Source organism: Streptomyces sp. KM273126, from assembly GCF_004337435.2.
GTDB lineage: Bacteria > Actinomycetota > Actinomycetes > Streptomycetales > Streptomycetaceae > Streptomyces > Streptomyces acidicola.
In genome coordinates, this window is the sequence record NZ_SJXB02000001.1 from 5,279,975 (window position 1) to 5,300,818 (window position 20,844).

Genomic DNA, 20,844 nt, shown 5'->3' on the forward strand with positions numbered 1-20,844 from the left:
CCTTTCGTTTCGCTGCTCCTGGATTCGCCGGAAGTCAGCAGCGCACCGGCGGCCTGTCCCAGTGGCGGTGCTCGCCGACCGCCGCCACGAACGCCCGCAGGAACTCCTCGCTCGGTGTGCCCGGCGCGGTGTCCGTCACCACGCCCCGGTCGGCGACCACATGGTGGAACTCGGCGCACAGCCGCAGCCCCTCGGGCTCCAGCGCCGACACCAGGCCGACGCCCGAGCCGAGGGCACCGACCGGCTTACCGTGCCGGTAGGCGCTCCGCACGAACCGCAGGACGTCCGGATCGTCCACATGGGCCGGAGTGCCCGTGGGCCCGCCAGGCAGCAGCACCGCGTCGTACAGCACGGACGCCACGGTCGGCAGCGCCCGGTCCACGGCGTACCGCTCGCCGTCCGAGCCGAGCACGGTCCCGTCCGTGGCGGCGATCGCCTCCACGACCGCGCCCTCGGCGGCCAGCGCGTCGCGCGTGGAGGTCACCTGCTGGGCGTCCACGCCGTCGCTGACGAGCACCGCGATCAGCCGGGTGCGGATCGAGCCGCCGCCGCGCAGCGACATAAGGCTCAGGGCGGGGGAGACCAGTTTGTGCGCCACCGACTCGTCCCGCGCCGGCTCCGGCACCCCGATGCCGGCCGCCACCTGCGAGGCCAGCTCCGGATCCACCTTGGCGAGCTCCTCCACCGTGCGGGAGCGGACCGTCCGCGCGTCGACCTTGCCGAGCTCGAAGCGGAACGCCTCCACGATGTGCCGCTTCTCCCAGTCCGCCATGCTGTTCCAGAACATCGCGGGCTGGCTGTGGTGGTCCTGGAAACTCGCGCTGCGCCGCCGGATCTTGGCACCGTCCACGCGTTCCGCGTAGTGGGTGTACGCGCTCCCGTCGACGCCCGCGTGGGCGGGGCAGCCGCCGCCGAGCGTGTTCGGGAAGTAGTTCGTACCGGAGTGGAGCGCGCTCTGGTGGTAGCCGTCGCGCTGGTTGGTGCGTACGGGCGCGACCGGGCGGTTGACCGGCAACTGGGAGAAGTTGGGGCCGCCGAGCCGGATCAGCTGGGTGTCCAGGTAGGAGAAGTTGCGGGCCTGGAGCAGCGGGTCGTTGGTGAAGTCGATGCCCGGGACGACGTTGCCCGTGTGGAACGCCACCTGCTCCGTCTCCGCGAAGAAATTCTCCGGGTTGCGGTCCAGCACCATCCGGCCGATCGGCCGCACCGGCACCTGCTCCTCCGGGATGATCTTCGTGGCGTCGAGCAGGTCGAAGTCGAACGCGAACTCGTCCTCCTCCGGTACGAGTTGGACACCCAGCTCGTACTCCGGGTACTCGCCCGCCTCGATCGCGTTCCACAGGTCCCGCCGGTGGAAGTCCGGGTCCCGGCCCATGCACTCCTGCGCCTCGTCCCACACCATCGAGTGCACGCCCAGCTTCGGCTTCCAGTGGAACTTCACGAACGTGCCGCGCCCCTCGGCGTTCACGAACCGGAAGGTGTGCACGCCGAAGCCCTGCATCATGCGGAAGCTGCGCGGGATCCCCCGGTCCGACATCAGCCACATGATCGCGTGCAGTGTCTCCGGTTGGAGCGACACGAAGTCCCACAGCGTGTCGTGCGCGGACGAGCCCGTGGGAATCTCGTTGTGCGGCTCCTGCTTGATCGCGTGCACGAAGTCGGGGAACTTGATGCCGTCCTGGATGAAGAAGACGGGGACATCGTTCCCGACGAGATCGTAATTGCCCTCCGACGTGTAGAACTTGGTCGCGAAGCCGCGCACGTCCCGTACGGTGTCCGCCGAGCCACGCGGCCCCGCCACCGTCGAGAACCGCACGAACACCGGCGTCTGCACCGACGGGTCCTGGAGGAAGGCGGCACGGGTGAACTCCGCGCAGGACTCGTACGGTTCGAAGTAGCCGTACGCGCCCGCGCCCCGCGCGTGCACCACCCGCTCGGGAATCCGCTCATGGTCGAAGTGGGTGAGCTTCTCCCGGAAGTGGAAGTCCTCCATGAGCGTGGGCCCGCGCTCGCCGACGGTCAGCGAGTCGTCGGTGTGGTCGACCTCGACGCCCTGGTCCGTGGTGAGCGGCCCGCCCGCGGGATCGTCCGCCTGGAAGGCCCCGCGCTGCCGTTGCTTGCGGTCGCCCGTGTCCTGGTCGTTCCTCTGGCTGTCGAACTGCCTGCCGAGCTGCCTTCCGGGAGTGTTGTCGGGGTCCATCAGACGGCCTCCTTGGCCTTGGCGAACTGCTCCAGGAACGCCTCACAGAACGCCTTGAGGTCGTCCGGCTTGCGGCTGGTGATCAGCTTGTTCGGGCCGTGGTCGCAGACGACCACCTGCTCGTCCACCCTCCCCCACTGCCTTAACGGCGTGGGAGGTGCCCCCAGGCCGCCCGCGTTGCGGATGTCCGTGCGCAGGCTCGGCCACGAAGTGAGCACACGGCCGCGGACCACGTCCGCCTCGATCAGCGTCCACGGCGCGTGACAGATCGCGGCGACCGGCCGGCCCTGCTCGAAGAAGTCCCGCACGAAGGACACGGCCCGCTCGTTCAGGCGCAGGAAGTCCGGGTTGGCCACCCCGCCCGGCAGGACCAGCCCGCCGAAGGACTCGGCCGCCACCTCGCCCACGACCTCGTCCACGGGGAACCTGTCCGCCTTGTCGAGATGGTGGAAGGCCCGCACATCACCGGGCCTCGTCGAGACGAGCACGGGCTTGTGTCCGGCGCCGGTCACGGCCCGCCAGGGAACGGTGAGCTCGATCTGCTCGACGCCCGCGGGTGCGGTCAGGAATGCGATACGCATCGTGTTCAACGTCCTTTCCGGTCGGTCGGTACGCCGATGACCCGCCGACCGCTGGCCACGAGCGCGTAGGTCAACGTGCCGACGCCCGCAGTACCCCTGACAGGGGTGCCTATGCGTGTCAGTGCGTGCCTGCGCGTGCCTGTGCGCCCGGTCGTGTGCCGGCTCCGCGCACTCCTCAGCGCCTCTCCCGGCCGCGTTCCTCGACCCGTACGACCGCTTCCGCGAGTTCGTGCGCCGTGCCGTACCGCGCGTTCCTCGGCAGCCGTTCCAGGGACTCGACGAGGGTGTCCGGCGCGTGCTTGTCGCGCAGGATGCCCATCAGCTCGCGGGGGCGGGCCGGGAACGAGGTACGGCCCAGGATGCGGCCCAGCTCGAAGCGCAGTGTCTCGATGCGGGCCGGTGCTCGGGTCGGCGTCACGGGACCGCCCGCGACCTCCGGGTCGTCGTCGGCGGTCGGCTCCGGGTCGTGCCACTCCTCCGTGCGGGTGGGGTGGCCGGAGCGGAGCAGACCCTTCAGTTCGTGCTTCATCTCGTCGTCGCGGTGGACGCTCAGCCGGTCGCTGCCTCGCTGCATGACTCCCTCCAGATCCTCGGGGGTGGCGACCGCGTACCCGCTGACGGGACGTCGACACGGGGCCCGACGGGTTTGCGCGTCCGCCACCGCCACCGCCACCGCCACCCGTCACGTCCGGCGGGTCGGCTCCGGGCGGTGGACGCCACGCGGCCGGTAGCCCAGGGCGTCGGAGCGGCCCACGAGATCGGCGAGGAGCCAGATGATCGCCAGCCACATCTCGGTGCCCTGGAGGCCCGGTTCCGGGCCCGGACCGCTGGTGCCGGGACCGAAGCCGAAACCCTGGCCGTCCTGCCGGCGAGGGAGCGCGGCGGCGAGTTGGTGTTCGGCCCAGGCACGGATCTCGGGCGAACGGTAACCGCCGTCCCCGGCGAGCGCCCCGAGCTGCCGGCCGCACAGCCACAGCGGATGGGCGACGTCCAGAACGTTGCAGGCGTTCTCCCGGCCCGCCCCGAAGTGACGCGGGTCGCGGGCGTGGTCCAGGACCGCGTCCACGACCCGCTCCGGGTGCGGCACCGGCACCCCGAACTGGGCGAAGGACCCGCGGGTCAGGCGGTAGTAGCCGTTCACCACCTGGAGACGCCCGGCCTCGGGCGAGGGACTGCCCCACATCCCCGTCCACGGGTCGGCCCGGGTCAGCAGCCAGCCGAACAGCGCCTCCAGCGCGCCCGGCTCCCCACCGTCACCCTCGGCACGCCGCAGGTTCCAGTGCGTCGCCGTAGCCCACGCGTCGATCCACGCCCCGGCACCCCACGCCCCGTCCCGCCAGGGCAGCCCCTCCAGCCGCGCGACGAGCTGCCGGGCGGTCATCTCCCGTACGCCGCGCACCGGATGAGGGAACGAGGCGCCCAGCAGATCGAGGGCGTACCCGACGGACAGCACGTGGTACAGCGAGGGCCCCTTGCCGACAAAGCCGTCGGCCTCCGGCACCGGCACCGGCTCGCCGAACTCCGGAACCAGCCCGGTGCCGGCGTCCTGTAGCCCGCCCAGCCGCGCGACATGCTCCTCGGCGGTCAACTCCACCGGTGCCGAGCCCAGCAGCAGGTCCGCGATCTCCACCGCGTCGCAGTGCGCCCGTACGGTGGGCGCCGCGCCGGGCCGGTCGACGTACCGCTCGCCGTCCCAGCAGCGGGCCAGGAGACCGGCGGCCTGGGCACGCGCCGTGTCGGCGAACCGCGCCAGGGCGTCGCCCGCACCCGCCGCCCCACGGGACGGCCGGGCACCCACCTCACCCCGGCCGCTCGTGTTCCGGCGGTCGCGCAGGGGCCGGGCCGGGTTCCCCGCCGCCACCGTCCACGCCGGCAGGTCCTTCGTGACCACCGCCCCGGCACCGATCACACAGTGGTCCCCGATGGTCACTCCGTCCACGACGACCACGTGCGAGCCGATCCACACGTCGTCCCCGACGGTGATGCCCTCGCTGGTGTGCGGCTGCCGGAACACGGGCCGGTCGGGTGCCATGGAGTGGTTGAAGCCCAGCAGCGAGGTGTGCGCACCGATCCGCACCCCGTTGCCCAGAGTGACCTTGCCCCGGACGACCGTGAACGGGTTCAGCGTGCAGTCGGTGCCCGTGGTCACGTCCCCGGTGACATAGGCGTGCGCGGCGATGTACGAGTCGTCGCCGAGCCGCAGCCGGTCCGGGAACACCGCCGCGGACCCGGCCACGTAACACCGCTCGCCGATCTCGCAGTCCCCGCCGAGCGACCGCTGCCGCTCCCACTGCGCGGCCCGCTGCTCGGCGGAAGCCTCCTCGGCGAACAGCCAGGGGCAGTGGTCGAGATGCCCGGCGGACGGTTCCTGCCCCGGATCAACCAGTTCCAGATCATCCATGGGCCGCACGCTAGGCCCAGGAACACCCTGCCAGAAAGAGCTTTCTGCGCGACGCTCCACCGTTGGCCGGGAGGGGGGTGGGTGGAGCTAGCGCTTCTTCTCGCGCCCCGGCAGGAACTCCTGCACCTTCGCCTTGAGGCCCTGCCGCACCATGGCGCCCCGGTCCGCGTCGCCCTTGAGTACCGCCGCCGCCGTGGACTCCATCTGCTCCCAGGTCGCGTGGGGCGGGACCGGTGGGACTGCCGGGTCCGTCAGGAACTCGATCACCGCGGGGCCGTCCGCGTCCAGGCCCGCCCGCCAGCCGGACTCGACGTCCCCGGGCTTCTCCACACGGATGCCGGTCAGGCCCAGGGAGCGGGCGAAGGCGGCGTACTGGACGTCCGGGATCTCCTGTGAGGGCAGGAAGGACGGCGAGCCCTGCATCGCCCGCATCTCCCACGTCACCTGGTTCAGGTCGTGGTTGTTCAGGATGCCCACCACCAGCCGCGGGTCCTCCCAGCGGTCCTGGTACTTGGCCGCCGTGATCAGCTCCGCCATGCCGTTCATCTGCATCGCGCCGTCCCCGACCAGCGCGATCACCGGACGGTCCGGATGCGCGAACTTCGCGCCGATCGCGTACGGCACCCCGCAGCCCATCGTGGCCAGCGTGCCCGACAGGGACCCTCGCATGCTGTCCCGCATCGTGAGGTGCCGCGCGTACCAGTTCGCCGCCGAACCGGAGTCCGAGGTGATGATCGCGTTGCCGGGCAGCAGCGGGTCCAGTACGTGGGCCACCTGCTCCGGGTTGATCGGATCGGCCGACAGTTCCGCGCGCCGCCCCATCACCTCGCGCCAGCGGGCGACGTTCGCGCACACCGTGTCGTACCACTCGCGGTCGCGTTCCTTGTCCAGCATCGGGATCAGGCGCTGCAAGGTCGCCCGCGCGTCGCCGACCAGGTTCACCTCGTACGGGTAGCGCATGCCCACCATGTGCGGGTCGATGTCGATCTGTACCGCCCGTGCCTTGCCGAACTCCGGCAGGTACTGGGTGTACGGGAACGACGAGCCGATGGTCAGCAGCGTGTCGCAGTCGCGCATCAGCTCGTACGAGGGGCGGGTGCCCAGCAGGCCGATCGCGCCCGTCACGTACGGCAGTTCGTCGCTCAGCGCGTCCTTGCCGAGCAGCGCCTTCGCGACGCCCGCGCCCAGCAGCCCGGCGATCCGCTCCACCTCGGCGCGCGCCCCGCGGGCGCCCTGGCCGATCAGAACGGCCACCCTGTCACCGGAGTTGAGGATCTCGGCGGCCCGCTCCAGCGACTCCTGGGAGGGGACCGCGGTCCAGGCGCTGCGGTCCAGGCTGGAGGGGACCATCTTGAAGTCGTGGGTGGGGGCCGCGTAGTCGAGCTCCTGCACATCACCGGGGATGATCACGGCGGTCGGGGCGCGGCGCGCGTATGCCGTGCGGATCGCCCGGTCCAGCACGTTCGGCAGCTGTTCCGGCACCGTCACCGTCTCCACGAAGTCCGAGGCGACGTCCTTGAACAGCGTGTGCAGGTCCACCTCCTGCTGGTACGAGCCACCCATCGCCGTACGATCCGTCTGGCCCACGATCGCCAGCACCGGCACGTGGTCCAGCTTGGCGTCGTACAGGCCGTTGAGCAGGTGGATCGCGCCCGGCCCCGACGTGGCCGCGCACACTCCGAGACGGCCGCTGAACTTCGCGTAACCGACCGCCTCGAACGCGGCCATCTCCTCGTGCCGCGACTGCACGAACCTCGGCTGGTTCTCGGCCCGCCCCCATGCGGCGAGCAGGCCGTTGATGCCGTCGCCGGGATAGCTGAAGACAACCGTCACACCCCACTCGCGCAGCCTCTGCAGGACGTGGTCGGCGACCTTGGTGCTCATGGGACCTCCCGGTGGGAAGAGCGTGGAAACGGCATCTCCCGAGTCACCACGGCGCCCTGCGGAAAACCTGGCGCCCGTCCGGGCGTCTGCCGGGTACCAGGGCGTCCGCCGGGTACCAGGGCGTCCGCCGGGTACCAGGGCGTCCGCCGGGTACCGGGGCGTCTGCCAGGTAATGGCCGGGTGTTTGCCGCGCGGACTCCCGGGCAGGCGGACTCACAGTGCTTCGGACAGGAGGCACGTCCGTGGGAGCGGTGAACCCTCGCCACGGGTGTGCCCCGTCCGGCACGGGTGCGCTCCCACGGTGACGCCAGGCCCCAGCACCTTCAAGGGAGTTGCGACGCCCATGCGAACTCAGGCAAACGCGAAGCGCCACCCCCACGACGACGCCCCGGACACCGCCGAGGCGTTCCGCAAGCTCACCACGCTCCCCCCGGGTCAGCAGCGCGCCACGCTCCGTGAGGAGATCGTCGAGGCGTGGCTGCCCATGGCCGAACGGCTCGCGGGACGGTTCCGCAGCCGCGGCGAGAGCTACGAGGACCTGCGTCAGGTCGCGGCCCTCGGCCTGGTCAAGGCCGTCGACCGGTACGACCCCGAGCGCGGCAACGCCTTCGAGAGCTATGCCGTCCCCACCGTCACCGGTGAGATCAAGCGCCACTTCCGCGACCACATGTGGACCCTGCACGTGCCGCGTCGCGTCCAGGACCTGCGCAACCGTGTGCGGTTCGCCAGCCAGGACCTGTCACAGACCATCTCCGGCCGCCGGCCCACCGTCGCCGAGATCGCCGAGCACGCCCGCATGAGTGAGGAGGACGTCCGGGTCGGACTGGAGGCTCTGGAGAGCTTCACCGCGCTCTCCCTGGACGCGGAGCTGCCCGGAGCCGAGGACGGCTACTCGCTGAGCGACGCGCTCGGGTCGCCGGATCCGGCGCTCGACACCGTGGTCGACCGAGAGGCGGTCAAGCCCCGACTGCGGGCCCTGCCGGAGCGGGAGCGGGCCATTCTGTACATGCGGTTCTTCGACGACATGACCCAGAGCCGTATCGCCGAGCAGATGGGGATCTCCCAGATGCACGTGTCCCGGCTGATCAGCCGGTGCTGCACCCGGTTGAGGGAGCAGGTCATGCGGGAGGCCGCGTGAGCGGTGACCGCCTCGTGCCCCCCTGTCGGGGCGCGCTCATGGCCAGCGCGATGTGCCGGGCCATCATGTCCATCGCCTGCGCCTCCGCCATCGAGAAGGCCAGGCGGGCGCCCGTGCGGAACAGGGTGAGGACACCACGGACCGGGCCGTCCGGGACGGTCAGCGGCAGGCACAGAAGTGAGGTGACGTTGGCCCGGACGAGCACGGGGGCGCCCGAGGCGTCATGGCCGAAGGCACCCGGGTCCTCGGGGCGCACCTGAAGCGACGTGGCGCCGCCGCGTGCCGCCTCGACCACGAGGAGGCAGGTGGCGGGGTCCTGCGCGGCCACGGTCGCCGCCTCGTCGTCCGACGGGCCGAGGACCGTCGTACGGGAGAGCCTGGCGGCCCCCGAGTCGGCCACCCCCGAGTCGGCCACCACCCAGTCCGCGAACCGCCCGTGCAACACCCGCGCCGCCCGGTCGAGGACCTGTTCGGCGGGTGCGGCGATCAGGGCCGTGGTCATCAGGTCCAGCAGCTCCATCAGCGTCGCGTGCCGGGTCGTCTCGGAGAGGTTCGGCAGCGGACGTACGGGACTGCCGGTGGCCGGGACGCGGGTGTCCGCGGGCTGCAGCACGACGAGGACACCGGTGCGTGGCTCGTTGCCGGGCCGCAGCGCGCTCAGCGTCGCGCGCACCGGCACCGCGGGGCGCTGCTGGAGGTGGACGGTGAGACTGCGGTCGCCCTCGCCGCGCGCCACCGCCGCGGCCTGGGTGCGGAATGCCGCCCGGTCCGCGTGGGCGAGGAATCCGGCCAGCGGCCGACCGGTGGCGTAGCCCGCCCGCACCCCGGTGAAGGAGGTCGCGGCGAAGTTCAGCCGGCGCACCACGGTCTCGCGGTCCACCAACGCGACCGGCAGTGGCAGCCGTTGGAAGACCGTCTTCAGCAACTGGAGCTCCTGGCGGTCCGCGGAGGCACCGGCCGGCGGGCCGGACGTGGCAAGCCGCTCGTACCACGGCCACAACTGGTCGGCCACATGGTTGAGTTCGAAGATCGCGGCGTCGAGCACCGTCGGCAGTTCGTCGTTCGGCACCGACCGGGCTGCCTTGAGCTCCGCGACGCGGCGCACGAAATCCGCGAGCTCCTCACCGAATTCGTCCGTCTGCGTCATGCGTCGAACGTAGCGTGTCCGGCCCTCGCGGGGGATGACGTCAACGGGACGCGTGAACACGGTTTTTCCCGCAGGTGAGCGGGAAGGCGCGGAGAGAGAGGAGGCGTGAGGAATGCGGGCAAGCGAACCCCTCGGTCACGTGCGAGCGGAGTCACCCGAATCCGCCCTTCCGGGAAGGAGGCTGTCCGAGCTCGTCGAACAGGCCGCTCGCTGCACCAGTGAGTGCTGCGGCGCGAGCAGCATGGTGTCCGAAGGCGGCACGGATCGGCCCGCCGCGGTCACCCACCCCGACCTCGCCGGGCTGGTCTCGGTCCAGCTCCGCTCCGGCGACGGGCCCATCCCCGCGGCCCTGGAACGCGGCGAGCCCGTCGACTCGGCGGACCTGCTGCGCGACGAGCGCTGGCCCGAGTACCGGGCCGTGGCGCTCGACTCGGGCGTACGGTCCAGCGTCACCATCCCGTTCCGGCGCTCGGGGCTGACCGTGACCCTCAGCCTCTACAGCTTCCGGCCCGGCGTCCTGGAGGACGCCTCGCGCGGTCCGGCGCGTGCGCTCGGCGATCTCGCTGCGACCTGTCTCGTACGCGACCGCTCGTACCGCGCCGCGCTCACCGAGCTCGGCCAGCTGGGTGCCGCACTGCGTTCCCGGCCCGTCGTGGACCAGGCGTGCGGCATCGTCATGCACGTCCTGGGCTGTGACGCCGAGGTCGCGTTCGGAGTGCTGCGCCGCATCTCCCAGGGCACCAACCGCAAGCTCACGGATGTGGCGGGGGCCGTGGTGGACAGGCGCGGGCGGGGCTTGGAGAAGGAACTGGTTTCACTGACGAACTAGTGGGGTCCGGGGTTCGGGGTCCGGGGTTTGGGGTTTGACGTTTGAGGTTTGGGGAGTGTGCCCGTGGTGCTCGCGGCGGCGGGTCGTACTGCCCCTCGGCGCTCCGGTCGCCCCCTCAGTGCTCCGGTCACCCGCTCGGCGGTCCGGCGTCCCGCTAATGGTGCCCGGCCGCGAGCGGTTCGGCGGTCGTCGGGCTGTGATGGACGGGCGGGGTGCGGCGGTCGTGCCCCGTAGCCCGTCGCCGCCGGCCGAAGGAGCCCCGCCCATGCGCCGCAGAGCCTGTGTCCTGTCCGCCGCCACCCTGGTCGGCACCGTCCTGGGCGCCGCCGCCCCGGTCGCGGCCGGGGAACCCACGGCGGAGGTCGGCCCGCGCACGGTCGCCCCCGGCGAAACGGTCACGGTCTCCGTCACCTGCGACCCGACCGGCGGTGCCTCGCCCGACACCATCGACGCCGGCTCCCAGGCCTTCGAGCAGGGCACCGTCAAACTGCAGCGAGTGTCCGGCGGAGCAGATCCCGGCTCGGGTCGCGAGCCGGGGGCAGGTCGCGAAACCGGCGCGGGTCGCGAACCTGGCGTAGGTCGTGATCCGGCTTCGGGCAACGATCCCGGAACGGGCCGTGACCCCGCTTTGGGCAACGATCCGGCAGCAGAGCAAGATCCCACCGCAGGGAGTGATCCCACCACGGGGGGTGGCCCTGCGCCGGGTCACCGGCCTCCCCCAGCGGACGTTCCCGGAACAGTCCCCGATTCCGGCGCGGGGCTGGACCCGGCGGGTCCCGGTTCCGGGAGAGTCCAGGGTCCAGGGGCGAGCCTCGACCCCACGACGGCCCCCAGCTCCGCGGCGGTTCCCAGCCCCGCGGCGCTACCCCGGTACGCATCGGTCTCGGACCCCGGGGCAGTCGTGGCTCCTGCGGCGGTTCGCATCCCGAGTGCGGGTTTCGGGCGCGCGGCAGCCCCGGTCCCTGTGGCGGGCTCCCGCGCCACCGCGTCCCGCGTCCCCGCGGCAGGCCCTCAAGCAGCCGCAGCCCGCGTCTCTGCCCTCGGGCTCATTCCGGAGGCAGCCCGCGTCTCTGCCCTCGGGCTCACTCCGGCCGCAGCCCGCGTCCCCGCCCCCGCGACCGCCTCCGCAACCGCCCCCGCTCCCGCGACAGCCCCCGCCCCCGCCGCGGGCCCCAACGCCTCCTCCGGGCTCGTCTACCGCGGCACCGCCCGGATCGCCGCCGCCGGGAACTTCGCGGGTGGCGCGGGCGGGGCGGGCAAGTCGTCCGAGTGGAGCGTCGACGGTAAGTGCCCAGCGGCTCCCGGCGGGCAGGGCAAGCAGTGGAGTGCGACCTTCACCGCGGCGCTCGGCAGTGACCAGCACGGTAAGGAGCCACAGGGCGACAACAGCCAGGCGCCCTCCTCCGACCCGGACGGGATGCGGCACGGGGTGCACGCGGGCGAAGGTGGCGCCTTCACCGACTCCGTCCCGGCCATGATCGCCGGCGGCCTCCTCATCGCGGGCGCGATCGGCGCCGCCGTCCAGCGCATCCTGCTCCGCCGGGGAACCTCCAAGCACCGTTGAGTCCGCGACCGGCGCAACGCGCCCGGACACCCATGGTGGCGCGGGACCAGGGGTACCCGGGGAGCCGAGGCAACGCACAGCACAGGACGGGACGGACAGGCATCCCGCGGACCAGGAGGACCAGGACCAGGAGGACCCGGACCCGGACCAGGCACCACTCCACTGACTGCGCGGAGGCACCGATGCGGCGGACGGAACCGGAGGGACACGGACCCGTCCGCTACGGCCCGCCCCTCCCCGACCAGGGGCTCCCCGTCCTGCCCGGCCTCGCGGCCCGCCTCACCGCCGCCGCGGACCGCCCCGGCGCCGAACCCACCGGCGGCGGCCCCGCCCTCCTCGACGCCGCCTGCGGTTACTGGGCGCGGCGGGGACTGCCCACCGTGCGGGAGATGGTGGCCGCCGCCCCCGGCGCCCCCGCACTGCTGCTCGCGCTGACCGCCGTGTTCGGCGGCGACGTCCTGGTCCCACGGCCGTGCGCCGCCTGGTGGGCGCCCGAGACCCGGGCTCTGGGAAGATCCGCCTTCCACGTGGCGACTCCGGCCGAGTGCGGGGGCATCCCGGACCCGTACGCCCTGCTGGAGACCCTCCGCAGGATCCGCGACGAGGGAGGTGATCCGCGCCTGCTCGTCCTGTGCGTCGCCGACGACCCCACCGCCACCGTCGCCCCGCCCGAGCTGGTGCACGAAACCGTCGAGGCCGCCGAGGCCGAGGGCCTGTACCTGGTCAGCGACGAGTCCTGGCGCGACACCGTGCACGAGCCGCACGACACCGTGCTGCTCAGCCCCGCCGAGATGCTGCCCGACCGGGTCACGGTGGTCACCGACCTCGGCGGCCCCTTCCTGCCGCTCGGCTGGCCCGCCGCCATCGCCCGATTCCCGGACACCGACGCCGGCATCGGACTGCGCGCCCACGTACTCGACGTGCTCACCGCGCTCGGCGCCCGGATCGCCACGCCGGTCGCCGCGGCCGCCGCGTACGCGCTGGGTGAGCCCGCCGAGGTCACCGCCCGCCTCACCGCCGCCGTACGCCTGCACGCGCGCGTGGCCGCCGCCGCGCACCACGCCGTCACCAGCGCCGGAGCGCTCGCGCTGCCGCCCCGGGCCGGCCGGCACCTGTACGCGGACCTCGGCCCGCTGCGGTCCGCGCTCACCACGCACGGTGTCGGGGACGCACAGGAACTGGAGGACTTCCTCACCACCCGCCTCGGTATGCCCGCACCCGGCGGACACCGCTTCGGGGACGATCTTGAGGCGCTGCGCGTCCGACTGTCGACGAGTGCGCTGCTCGGTGCCACGGCCGAGGAGCGGGCCGCGTCCCTCGCGTCCCCCGAGCCCCTGGAATTGCCGCACGTGGTTCGCGCGTTGACCTCGTTCGGATCGGCCCTCGACGGTCTCCGGTCTCGGTGACGACGCTCAGCGACGGGAGCCTCCGCGATGACGCAGTAGCCCGAGTCGACCACGACCACGACCACGACCGTGATCGCGGGCGCGGGCGCGGGCGCGGGCGCGGGCGCGGGCGCGAGCGGGACCGTGCGGGACGCCGACGGGGCGGCGCCCACGTCACAGGCGGATGACGTCGACCGGCCGCACGCGTACTCGACCGGACTACCGAACTCCGTTGCCCGGTACGGGAAGGACCGGGCCGACGTGAACTCCCTTACCGGGCAGGGAGATCACGCACATCACCGGCTCAGTGGGAGGCGGCCCGGCGCATCCTGCGCCACACGCTCGGCGCGGTGCTGATCAGCAGCGTCAGCGCGACCGCCGCCACCACGCCCTGCCACGGCTCGGCGAAGAGGGAACCGCCGAGGATGCCGATGAGCTGGTACGTGACGGCCCAGGCCAGGCAGGCCGGGAGGTCGCCGCGGGCGAAGCGGCGCAGCGGCAGCTCGGCCAGCAGGCAGGCCAGCATGACCGGGATGCGGCCCGCCGGCACGAGCCGGGACAGGACCAGGACGGTCACGCCGTGGTCGTCGAGTTTCTCCTGGGCCTGGGCGAGCCGGTCCTCGGGCGCGCGTCGGCGGATCGCCTCCAGCCAGCGCGAACCGTTCCTGGACCGCATCCCGCGCCGGCCCAGCCAGTACAGCGCGACGTCCCCGAGGAACGCGGCGCACGACGCCGTCACGAACACCAGCAGCAGCGCGAACGGCGCCGTCTGGTGGAAGGCCACCACCGCGGCCGAACTCACCAGAGCTCCCGTCGGCACCACCGGCACCAGCGCCCCGAGCAACACCAGCACGAACAGCGTCGGGTAACCGATCGCCTGCTGTGTGGACTCGGTGGGCACGGTCGAGCCCGCCGCGGCCAGAAGCATCATGGGCGGACCTCCGGAGCCACCGACCGTACCGCGATGGGACGGCCACGCCTCACCGTGCCGCCTCCGGCCGGACGCGCTCTCCGTGTCCCAGGCGGTGCACGGTCACCTCGGGGGCGTGGGCGGCGGCGAGGCGGACGAACTCGTCGCCGGGGGAGTGGAATTCATGGGGGCGCACGGCGTCCAGACCGATCGGCCAGTACGTGCCGTAGTGCACGGGCACCGCACTGCGCGGCATGAGCCGCGCGAGCGCCTGTGCCGCGCGCCCCGCGTCGAGATGCCCCGGACCGAGGAACGGTCCCCAGCCGCCGACCGGCAGCAGCGCCACGTCGACCGGGCCGACCTCCTGCGCCATCGACTCGAACAGCCCGGTGTCCCCGGCGAAGTACGTCCGCGCGGCCCCCTCGATCACGAAGCCCACGGCAGGCGACCGGTGCGGGCCGAGCGGCAGCCGCCGCCCGTCGTGCCGCGCCGTCACCGTGCGGAGGACCAGGTCGCCGACGCGGGTCTCGTCGCCGGGCGCCACCTCGGTGAGCCGGAGATGGTCGAGCCTGCGCAGCCCCGGCACCTGGCGCGGCGCGCCCCTCGGCACCAGCAGCCGGGTACCCGGCGCGAGCCGCGCGAGCGAGGGCACGTGCAGATGGTCGGCGTGCAGGTGCGACACCAGCGCCACATCCGCCACCGCGGCCTCGGCCGGGGGCGGCGCGCCCCGGCGTCTGCGCAGGTGCGCGAGCCGGCGCGCGAACAGCGGATCCGTGAGCACCCGCGTACCCGAGTCCTCGACCGTGCAGGTGGCATGGCCCCACCAGGTGATCTCCACCGGCACTTCCATTGCCTCCCTCGCGCGACTCCCCCCGAGCCTACGGGCAGGAGTAGGGTCTGCGGCGAACCCGGAGGTGAGGGGGACTCCATGGGAGACGTGAGGCGTGCCTTCGGCCGGCCGCCGGTCGTGCGGGTCGCGGCCATCGCCGGCCTGACGCCGTTGGAGGAACTGGAAGCCGACCCCTTCCTGGTGGACTCCCGCAGCCAGCACGCCATGTGCGCCCGCTGGGCTGCCGAGCGCGGGTACGTGATCACGCGTGAACTCCTCGTACGCGGACTGCGCCCCGACCACTGCGCCCTGTGGTCCGACGTCGAGGCCGGTCTCGTCGACCTCTTCGTCGCCCCCAGTCGCCGGGTCCTGGAGCGGGCCCTGACCGACGTCGACGAGTTCACCGCGGAGTGCGCGCGCCGGGGCGTGCGGGTCGAGACGGTCGGCCGCGCCGAGCCCCTGTACGACGCCCAGATGAAGGCCCGGGTGCACCGCCGCCTGTCCATGCCGACGGCGGGCTACGACGGCCGCTGACACCTGTGCGGGTCCCGTGCGGCCCGCACAGACGGGCGTGGAGCAGTCCTGTCACACCGGTGCGGGTGCGGAGGACCGGGGCTGCTCGGGCACTCGCGGAGCGCTGCCGTAGCGGCGCTGTCGGCGGGTGTAGGCGGTGACGGCCTGCCACAGGTCGCGGCGGTCGGTGTCGGGCCAGAGCGCGTCGGTGAAGTGGAGTTCGGCGTAGGCGGCGTGCCACGGCAGGAAGTTGGAGACGCGGTGCTCGCCGCCCGTGCGCCACAACAGGTCGACGTCGGGCAGGTCCGGCAGCGACAACTGCGCGGCGAGGTCGGCCTCGTGGATGCGGGCGGGGTCGATCTGGCCGGTGGCGGCCCGGTGGGCCAGGGCGCGGGCGGCGCGGGTGAGTTCGGCGCGGCCGCCGTAGTTGAGACAGAGGGTGAGGGTGAGGCGCGTCTGGTGGCGGGTCTCGTGCTGGACGCGCAGGAGTTCGTCGACGAGGTCCTCGGGCAGGCCCTCGGGGCTGCCCGCCCAGCGCGCGCGTACCCCGTACTGCGCGAACCTGTGGGTGCGCAGTTCCTCCCGGCAGAGTGCGAACAGCTCGGAGACCTCGTCCGTCGACCGCTTCCAGTTCTCGGTGGAGAAGGAGTACAGCGTCAGGTACGGAAGGCCGAGCTCCAGGGCCCCGCGGAAGACTTCGCGGACGGCCGTGGACCCCTCGCGGTGGCCGTCACTGCGCGGCAGGCCGCGCTGGGTCGCCCAGCGGCCGTTGCCGTCCATGATGACCGCGACGTGGCGGGGCAGTTCGCCCGGGGCGAGGGACGGGGGCGTGCGCCGCTGGGGTGGGGCGGTGGTGATGTGACCGGACCGGACTCCACGACGACGGTGCCGCGCGACTCTGCCGGGGGCGGGGGAGTGCGGTGGTCGACGGGGCACGAGAGCAGACGCCGGGCGAGAGCGGTCTGCGCGCGTGCGGGCGCCAGGAGACGCCAGCGGGTGACGCGGGAAGGGACGGTCGGCTGGTGCAGCAGCTTGCCGCCGGCTGCGTCGACGGCGTCCAGCCGAGCCAGGAAGAGCCTGGTGGCGGCGTCGAAGACGACGGCCGGACCCGGCGGCAGCCCGCCCAGGAGCTCCGGCTGGTGCAGCCAGTGGCGTGCCCGGCCGGTCAGATGGGAGACGAGGTCGCGGACCGCCGGGGTGTACCGGCCCGCACGGAGGTCGTCCTCGGCGCCGGGAAAGGAGGCCAGGGCGTCCGCGGGCAGGAGGAGTTCGCCGCGGGACAGGTCGTCGCCGAGGTCGGCGAGCGTGTCGGTGAGGTACAGGCCGTCGAGGTAACGCCGGTAGCTCTCGGTGCGGTCCAGCCACAGCGGGATGTGGACGCCCGCGTGGGCGAGCAGGTGCAGACCCTCGACGGCCCAGCTGTGGTTGGTGCCGCGGACCCATGAGCTCCACTGCGCCCAGGTGGCGAACTCCCGGCCGCCGGTGTCCGCGGCGAGGGTCGTGAACGAGCGGTGCAGCGTGCCGAGATCGAGGTCCCAGCGGCGGACGGTGTCGACCAGGGCGTGCCGTACGGGGTCGTCGCTGCGGCCGCCTGCGAGGTCGCTGTCGAGCCAGGTCGTCCAGGCGTGCAGCCGGGCGGCGCGTTCGGCCCGGTCGGCGCCGGGGTCGTCAGCGATGTCGTCGGCGGCGGCGAAGGCGGCCCACATGGCCCACCAGGCGGGGCGCAGCGCAGGCGGCGTGAGCTGCATGACGGCGTACTCGACCGGGTTACGTCTGCGCACGGCGCGCCGGCAGTGACGGTAGGCGGCGCGCAGCGCGCGCTCGTTGCTGCTGGAGGTCAGGCGGTCCGGCATGCCTTGTCGCTTCCTTTTTCTACTGGGGTTTCTACTGGGGCGGATTGCGGTGCCGGCGGAGCGGGTGGTGTCCAGGCGAACGCGAGGCAGCCGCCGAGGACGCCCAGCGCGGTGCCGAGGAAGAGCCCGCCGAGGTTGCAGGTGAGCAGGGCGAGCACCGACAGAACGGTGGCCAAGAGGCCGACCAGGGCGTGCAGCGCCGGGAAACGCATCAGGGCGACGCCGCTCAGCAGCAGGGGCAGGCTCACCCCGAGTCCGGCCGAGCCCGCGACGCCCGGCTGGAGCAGGGCGACGGGGGTGCCGAGGAACGGCAGCACGATCAGCCAGCCACCGGCCGCGGTGACGAGGACGGCGGCGCCGAGCGGACGGGTCCCGCACCGGACGGCCGCGCCCGACCACCCTGCGCGCCGGACCGGGAGCCTGGTCAGAAGCATTCCGCTGCTCCCGGCACCAGACGCAGGCTCAGATCCCGCAGCTCGAAGGACCCCGCGGTGCCGCGCCAGCCGCTGAACTTCGGTTCGCGCACCACCACGCGTGCCGTGCTCGCCAGGAACCCGCCCGGACCCTGTCCCCCCGAGGGCCCGCCGAGGGCCTGGGCTGTCACGTCGGTGAGGTTGACGCGGCCCCGCACGTGGTCGGCGTCGACCGACAGCCCGGTGGCCCTGACCGGTTCCGTGGTGCCGGCGCGCACGCGGACCGTCATCTCGCCCACGGGGGTGGGGACGAGCACGCTCACGCACAGGTTCTCCAGCTCCGCCTCGCGGGCGGTCACCGTCACCACGGGGTGCCTGCCGCCGCCCGGCTCGGAGTTGACGCCCGGGACGGCTGTGAAACCGCTGCCCTCCATCCGGTCGCCCGAGACCTTGAACGCCTCTCCCGAAGCGGCCACCGACGCCGCCACGGCGCCCTGCGCCACGGCCGCCGTCAAGGCCACCACCGAGGCCGCCGCCGGAGCCATCAGCAACCAGAACCGGCCCCAGCGCCGCCCCGCTCGCCCTGTCGACGGCAGGCCTTTGGGAGCGCCCTCCGGGGCGTCCTCCGGTGTGTCCGCCGGGGCGTCCTTCGGGGCGTTCGTCGGGGCGTTCGTCGGGATGTCTTTCGGGATGCCCTTCGTATGATCCACGTCGTGTTGCAACGGGCGGGCCCGCATCGCGACACGGCGCACCCGCCATCCGGCCCCGAAGGGATCGCTTTGGCCGGCGGCAAGTGACCTGCCGTGCCTCTTGTTCGTTCTTCCGTTCTTCCGCCTTGTACGTTCTTCCGCCGTGCGTGCGCCGGCGCACAGCCGCTCCGGGTTTTTACACCCGATGTCGAACAACGATGTCCGCCCGTTGTGACAGGCTGGAACGAGGCCCGCGCGGTGGGCGGGCCGGGACGTGAGGTGGCTGTGGGCGGTGGGCGTTGGCGACGCGTACTGAGCGGGGTGTGGCGGAGTATCGCGGTGTGGGCCGTGTCCACCGTGACGATGCTCGTGCTCGCCGGGGCGTTGCCCGACTTCCAGTTGCAGTCCGACAACGGTGACAGCGCCACCACGATCGCCGTGACCGCGGCGTTCGGCGCCGGGGCCTTCGGTCTGTTGTCCTCCCTGGTGTGGCCGCTGCTGGTCCGGCTGCTGCTCCTCGTACCCGCCCTCGTTCTCGGGCTGCTCGTGTTCTTCCTGAACGGGTCGCTGCTGCTGCTCGCCCTGCGGCTCAACCCGTCCGGGCGCGGTGATGTCGCCCCGGAGACAGCCGTGGTCGTGGCCGCCGTCATGTCCGCCGTCGCCTCCGCCACGGGCGCCGCACTCGCCGTACGGGACGACGACGCGTACCGACGCCGGCTGTACCGTCTCTCCGACCGGCGCCGCAGACACGCCCACGACCACCCGGGACCGGTCGGCCCCGGCACCGTGTTCGTCCAGTTCGACGGCGTCGGGCACGAGATGCTTCAGGCCGCCGTCGACAAGGGCCTGATGCCAACCGTGGCCCAGTGGCTCGGCCACGGACCCGGCCGGCCCGCCACCCACCGTCTCACCCCCTGGCGCACCGACTGGTCCAGCCAGACCGGCGCCAGCCAGCTCGGCATCCTGCACGGCACCAACCACGACATCCCGGCCTTCCGGTGGTACGAGAAGGAAAGCCGTGAGGTCATGGTCTGCAACCGGCCGTCCAGCGCGGCCGAGCTCCAGCGCCGAGCCGTCGGGCGCACCGGCGACACCGGCCTCCTCACCCTCGACGGCGCCAGCCGCGGCAACCTCTTCAGCGGCGGCGCCGACCAGCTCGCCCTCGTCCTGTCCATCGCGGCGCGCAGGGGGAAGGACAACCGGTCCCGGGCCGGATACTTCGCCTACTTCTCCGACCCCGCCAACGCCGTGCGCACCGCCATGTCCTTCGTCGCGGACGTCTTCCGCGAGACCGGGCAGTCCACGCGCGCCCGGATGCGCAAGCAGCGTCCCCGGGTCAAGCGTGGCGGTCTCTACCCCTTCATCCGTGCCTTCGCGACCGTCGTCGAGCGTGACGTCGTCGTCGCCGCGGTGATCGGCGACATGCTCGCGGGCCGCGCCGCGATCTACGCGGACCTGGTGGCGTACGACGAGGTCGCCCACCACTCCGGCCCCGGCAGCCGGGACGCCGAGCAGGTGCTCGAACGGCTCGACCGCTCCCTCGCCCTGATCGCGAAGGTCGCCGAGCACGCTCCGCGCGCGTACCGCATCGTCGTCCTGTCCGATCACGGGCAGAGCCCCGGGGAGACCTTCCTCGCCCGCTACGGCCTCTCCCTCGGCAACCTCGTCCGGGCCGGCTGCGGACTGCCCGTGCCGCGCAGGGCGCAGCGCACCCACAGCGGGGCCGAGGCGCGGGCGTCGGTGCGGGCCGCGCTGCGCAGGCCGGTCGAGGAGGGCGGCGAGCAGCACCGGCCGTCGCGCCGCTCCGAGCCGATCGTGCTGGCCTCCGGCAACCTCGGACTGGTGTCGTTCCCCGACGTGCCCCACCGGATGAGCAAGGAGGAGATCGACCGGCGGTACCCCGCGCTCCTGTCCACGCTCGCCAACCACCCCGGCATAGGGTTCGTCCTGGTCAGGAGCGAGGAGCACGACGGTGTCGTGCTCGGTGCGCACGGCGCTGAGATCCCGGTGGCCGAGCTCACCGACGAACACCCGGGTCCGCTCGCCGACTTCGGGCCCGGCGCCGCCGCCGCCGTACGGCGCACGCACGACTTCCCGCACGTCGCCGACCTCATGGTCAACTCCTGGTACGACCCGGACGGCGGCGAGGTCCTCGCGTTCGAGGAGCAGATCGGCTCGCACGGCGGACTCGGCGGGGCCCAGGCCAGGCCGTTTCTGCTGTCGCCCGTCACGTTCTCCGCTCCGGTCGGGGACGCGGAGGAACTCGTCGGCGCCGAGCACGTCCACCGTGTGCTGCGCCGCTGGCTGCGCGAGTGCAGCGGCCCCCAGATCCCGCTGGAGGCGGAGCCCAAGCGACGGGCCGCCTGAACAGTCAGGTTTCCGGCTGCCTCCCGACGGTTCCCGACCGGCTCCCGAAAAAAAGCGAGTGACGACCGCAACCATCAATTGAGAACCTCAATGGCGAGCAACCACATCCGCGAGAGCGACGCCGGCTCAGGCGCAGAGAGG

At 72.9% G+C, this 20,844-nt stretch carries 18 protein-coding genes; 6 read left to right on the plus strand and 12 right to left on the minus strand.

All coding sequences use genetic code 11. The features are described 5' to 3' along the window. Nucleotides 1–34: 34 nt before the first annotated feature. The 5 genes from E0500_RS22570 to E0500_RS22590 form a co-directional block, all read right to left on the minus strand. Complete coding sequence (locus E0500_RS22570) at nt 35–2,200, minus strand: catalase (protein WP_131559870.1); 2,166 nt, start codon at nt 2,198–2,200, stop codon at nt 35–37. Next, nucleotides 2,200–2,781 (minus strand): type 1 glutamine amidotransferase domain-containing protein, encoded by a 582-nt coding sequence (locus E0500_RS22575; RefSeq protein WP_131559872.1) that lies wholly within the window; start codon nt 2,779–2,781, stop codon nt 2,200–2,202. Before E0500_RS22575 ends, E0500_RS22570 begins: the two co-directional genes overlap by 1 nt. 175 nt (nt 2,782–2,956) lie before the next feature. Beyond that, a complete protein-coding gene (locus E0500_RS22580; RefSeq protein ID WP_131559873.1) occupies nt 2,957–3,355 on the minus strand; it encodes a DUF2795 domain-containing protein in 399 nt (132 codons plus the stop codon). A 108-nt stretch (nt 3,356–3,463) separates the two neighbouring features. Beyond that, a complete protein-coding gene (locus E0500_RS22585) occupies nt 3,464–5,182 on the minus strand; it encodes an acyltransferase (RefSeq protein ID WP_181587094.1) in 1,719 nt (572 codons plus the stop codon). A gap of 87 nt (nt 5,183–5,269) precedes the next feature. Beyond that, nucleotides 5,270–7,066, minus strand: coding sequence for a thiamine pyrophosphate-requiring protein (locus tag E0500_RS22590; protein WP_131559875.1), 1,797 nt, complete (start codon nt 7,064–7,066; stop codon nt 5,270–5,272). Between the two features lie 343 nt (nt 7,067–7,409). Here E0500_RS22590 and E0500_RS22595 point away from each other — a divergent pair, with 343 nt between their 5' ends. Further along, nucleotides 7,410–8,204, plus strand: a complete 795-nt coding sequence (locus E0500_RS22595; protein ID WP_131559876.1) for an RNA polymerase sigma factor SigF — start codon at nt 7,410–7,412, stop codon at nt 8,202–8,204. On the opposite strand, the gene E0500_RS22600 is transcribed toward E0500_RS22595, so the two are convergent. After that, nucleotides 8,185–9,351, minus strand: a complete 1,167-nt coding sequence (locus E0500_RS22600; protein WP_131559878.1) for a PAS domain-containing protein — start codon at nt 9,349–9,351, stop codon at nt 8,185–8,187. The genes E0500_RS22595 and E0500_RS22600 overlap by 20 nt on opposite strands. A gap of 241 nt (nt 9,352–9,592) precedes the next feature. Here E0500_RS22600 and E0500_RS22605 point away from each other — a divergent pair, with 241 nt between their 5' ends. The 3 genes from E0500_RS22605 to E0500_RS22615 all read left to right on the plus strand — a co-directional run bounded on the left by E0500_RS22605 (nt 9,593) and on the right by E0500_RS22615 (nt 13,150). Next, nucleotides 9,593–10,180: a GAF and ANTAR domain-containing protein gene (locus E0500_RS22605; protein WP_309505119.1), complete on the plus strand. Its 588-nt coding sequence runs from the start codon at nt 9,593–9,595 to the stop codon at nt 10,178–10,180. Between the two features lie 964 nt (nt 10,181–11,144). Further along, nucleotides 11,145–11,744, plus strand: coding sequence for a hypothetical protein (locus tag E0500_RS22610; RefSeq protein ID WP_181587095.1), 600 nt, complete (start codon nt 11,145–11,147; stop codon nt 11,742–11,744). A gap of 182 nt (nt 11,745–11,926) precedes the next feature. Next, entirely contained in the window at nt 11,927–13,150 is a 1,224-nt protein-coding gene (locus E0500_RS22615) for an aminotransferase class I/II-fold pyridoxal phosphate-dependent enzyme (RefSeq protein WP_131562097.1), read from the plus strand. 283 nt (nt 13,151–13,433) lie between these two features. Here E0500_RS22615 and E0500_RS22620 read toward each other — a convergent pair whose 3' ends face one another. Together E0500_RS22620 and E0500_RS22625 are read right to left on the minus strand one after the other, a co-directional pair. After that, the gene (locus E0500_RS22620) at nt 13,434–14,060 is read right to left on the minus strand and encodes a DedA family protein (RefSeq protein ID WP_131562095.1); all 627 of its coding nucleotides are present in this window, start codon (nt 14,058–14,060) and stop codon (nt 13,434–13,436) included. 49 nt (nt 14,061–14,109) lie between these two features. After that, nucleotides 14,110–14,883, minus strand: a complete 774-nt coding sequence (locus E0500_RS22625) for an MBL fold metallo-hydrolase (RefSeq protein WP_131562101.1) — start codon at nt 14,881–14,883, stop codon at nt 14,110–14,112. Between the two features lie 84 nt (nt 14,884–14,967). Here E0500_RS22625 and E0500_RS22630 point away from each other — a divergent pair, with 84 nt between their 5' ends. Beyond that, nucleotides 14,968–15,402: a hypothetical protein gene (locus E0500_RS22630; RefSeq protein ID WP_131562093.1), complete on the plus strand. Its 435-nt coding sequence runs from the start codon at nt 14,968–14,970 to the stop codon at nt 15,400–15,402. A gap of 51 nt (nt 15,403–15,453) precedes the next feature. Here E0500_RS22630 and uppS read toward each other — a convergent pair whose 3' ends face one another. The 4 genes from uppS to E0500_RS45015 are packed head-to-tail and all read right to left on the minus strand — an operon-like array spanning nt 15,454 to nt 18,357. Further along, a complete protein-coding gene (gene uppS, locus E0500_RS44020) occupies nt 15,454–16,125 on the minus strand; it encodes a polyprenyl diphosphate synthase (RefSeq protein ID WP_258573431.1) in 672 nt (223 codons plus the stop codon). After that, nucleotides 16,038–17,234, minus strand: coding sequence for a squalene/phytoene synthase family protein (locus E0500_RS22635; protein ID WP_258572895.1), 1,197 nt, complete (start codon nt 17,232–17,234; stop codon nt 16,038–16,040). Before E0500_RS22635 ends, uppS begins: the two co-directional genes overlap by 88 nt. Further along, on the minus strand, nt 17,219–17,668 hold the full coding sequence (locus E0500_RS22640; RefSeq protein ID WP_131562089.1) for a DUF6114 domain-containing protein: 450 nt from the start codon (nt 17,666–17,668) through the stop codon (nt 17,219–17,221). Before E0500_RS22640 ends, E0500_RS22635 begins: the two co-directional genes overlap by 16 nt. Continuing rightward, nucleotides 17,659–18,357, minus strand: coding sequence for a DUF6230 family protein (locus E0500_RS45015; RefSeq protein ID WP_131562087.1), 699 nt, complete (start codon nt 18,355–18,357; stop codon nt 17,659–17,661). Before E0500_RS45015 ends, E0500_RS22640 begins: the two co-directional genes overlap by 10 nt. A 264-nt stretch (nt 18,358–18,621) precedes the next feature. Between E0500_RS45015 and E0500_RS22650 the strand changes: the two genes are divergently transcribed. Then, complete coding sequence (locus E0500_RS22650; RefSeq protein WP_131562099.1) at nt 18,622–20,703, plus strand: alkaline phosphatase family protein; 2,082 nt, start codon at nt 18,622–18,624, stop codon at nt 20,701–20,703. Nucleotides 20,704–20,844: the final 141 nt, after the last annotated feature.

Coding starts and splice junctions, on each gene's coding strand:
- E0500_RS22590 (WP_131559875.1), bottom strand. CDS start 7,066: ATGAGCACCAAGGTCGCCGACCACGTCCTGCAGAGGCTGCGCGAGTGG.
- E0500_RS22635 (WP_258572895.1), bottom strand. CDS start 17,234: ATGCCGGACCGCCTGACCTCCAGCAGCAACGAGCGCGCGCTGCGCGCC.
- E0500_RS22640 (WP_131562089.1), bottom strand. CDS start 17,668: ATGCTTCTGACCAGGCTCCCGGTCCGGCGCGCAGGGTGGTCGGGCGCG.
- E0500_RS22630 (WP_131562093.1), top strand. CDS start 14,968: ATGGGAGACGTGAGGCGTGCCTTCGGCCGGCCGCCGGTCGTGCGGGTC.
- E0500_RS22600 (WP_131559878.1), bottom strand. CDS start 9,351: ATGACGCAGACGGACGAATTCGGTGAGGAGCTCGCGGATTTCGTGCGC.
- E0500_RS22580 (WP_131559873.1), bottom strand. CDS start 3,355: ATGCAGCGAGGCAGCGACCGGCTGAGCGTCCACCGCGACGACGAGATG.
- E0500_RS22595 (WP_131559876.1), top strand. CDS start 7,410: ATGCGAACTCAGGCAAACGCGAAGCGCCACCCCCACGACGACGCCCCG.
- E0500_RS22605 (WP_309505119.1), top strand. CDS start 9,593: ATGGTGTCCGAAGGCGGCACGGATCGGCCCGCCGCGGTCACCCACCCC.
- E0500_RS22620 (WP_131562095.1), bottom strand. CDS start 14,060: ATGATGCTTCTGGCCGCGGCGGGCTCGACCGTGCCCACCGAGTCCACA.
- E0500_RS22570 (WP_131559870.1), bottom strand. CDS start 2,200: ATGGACCCCGACAACACTCCCGGAAGGCAGCTCGGCAGGCAGTTCGAC.
- E0500_RS22615 (WP_131562097.1), top strand. CDS start 11,927: ATGCGGCGGACGGAACCGGAGGGACACGGACCCGTCCGCTACGGCCCG.
- E0500_RS22575 (WP_131559872.1), bottom strand. CDS start 2,781: ATGCGTATCGCATTCCTGACCGCACCCGCGGGCGTCGAGCAGATCGAG.
- E0500_RS22585 (WP_181587094.1), bottom strand. CDS start 5,182: ATGGATGATCTGGAACTGGTTGATCCGGGGCAGGAACCGTCCGCCGGG.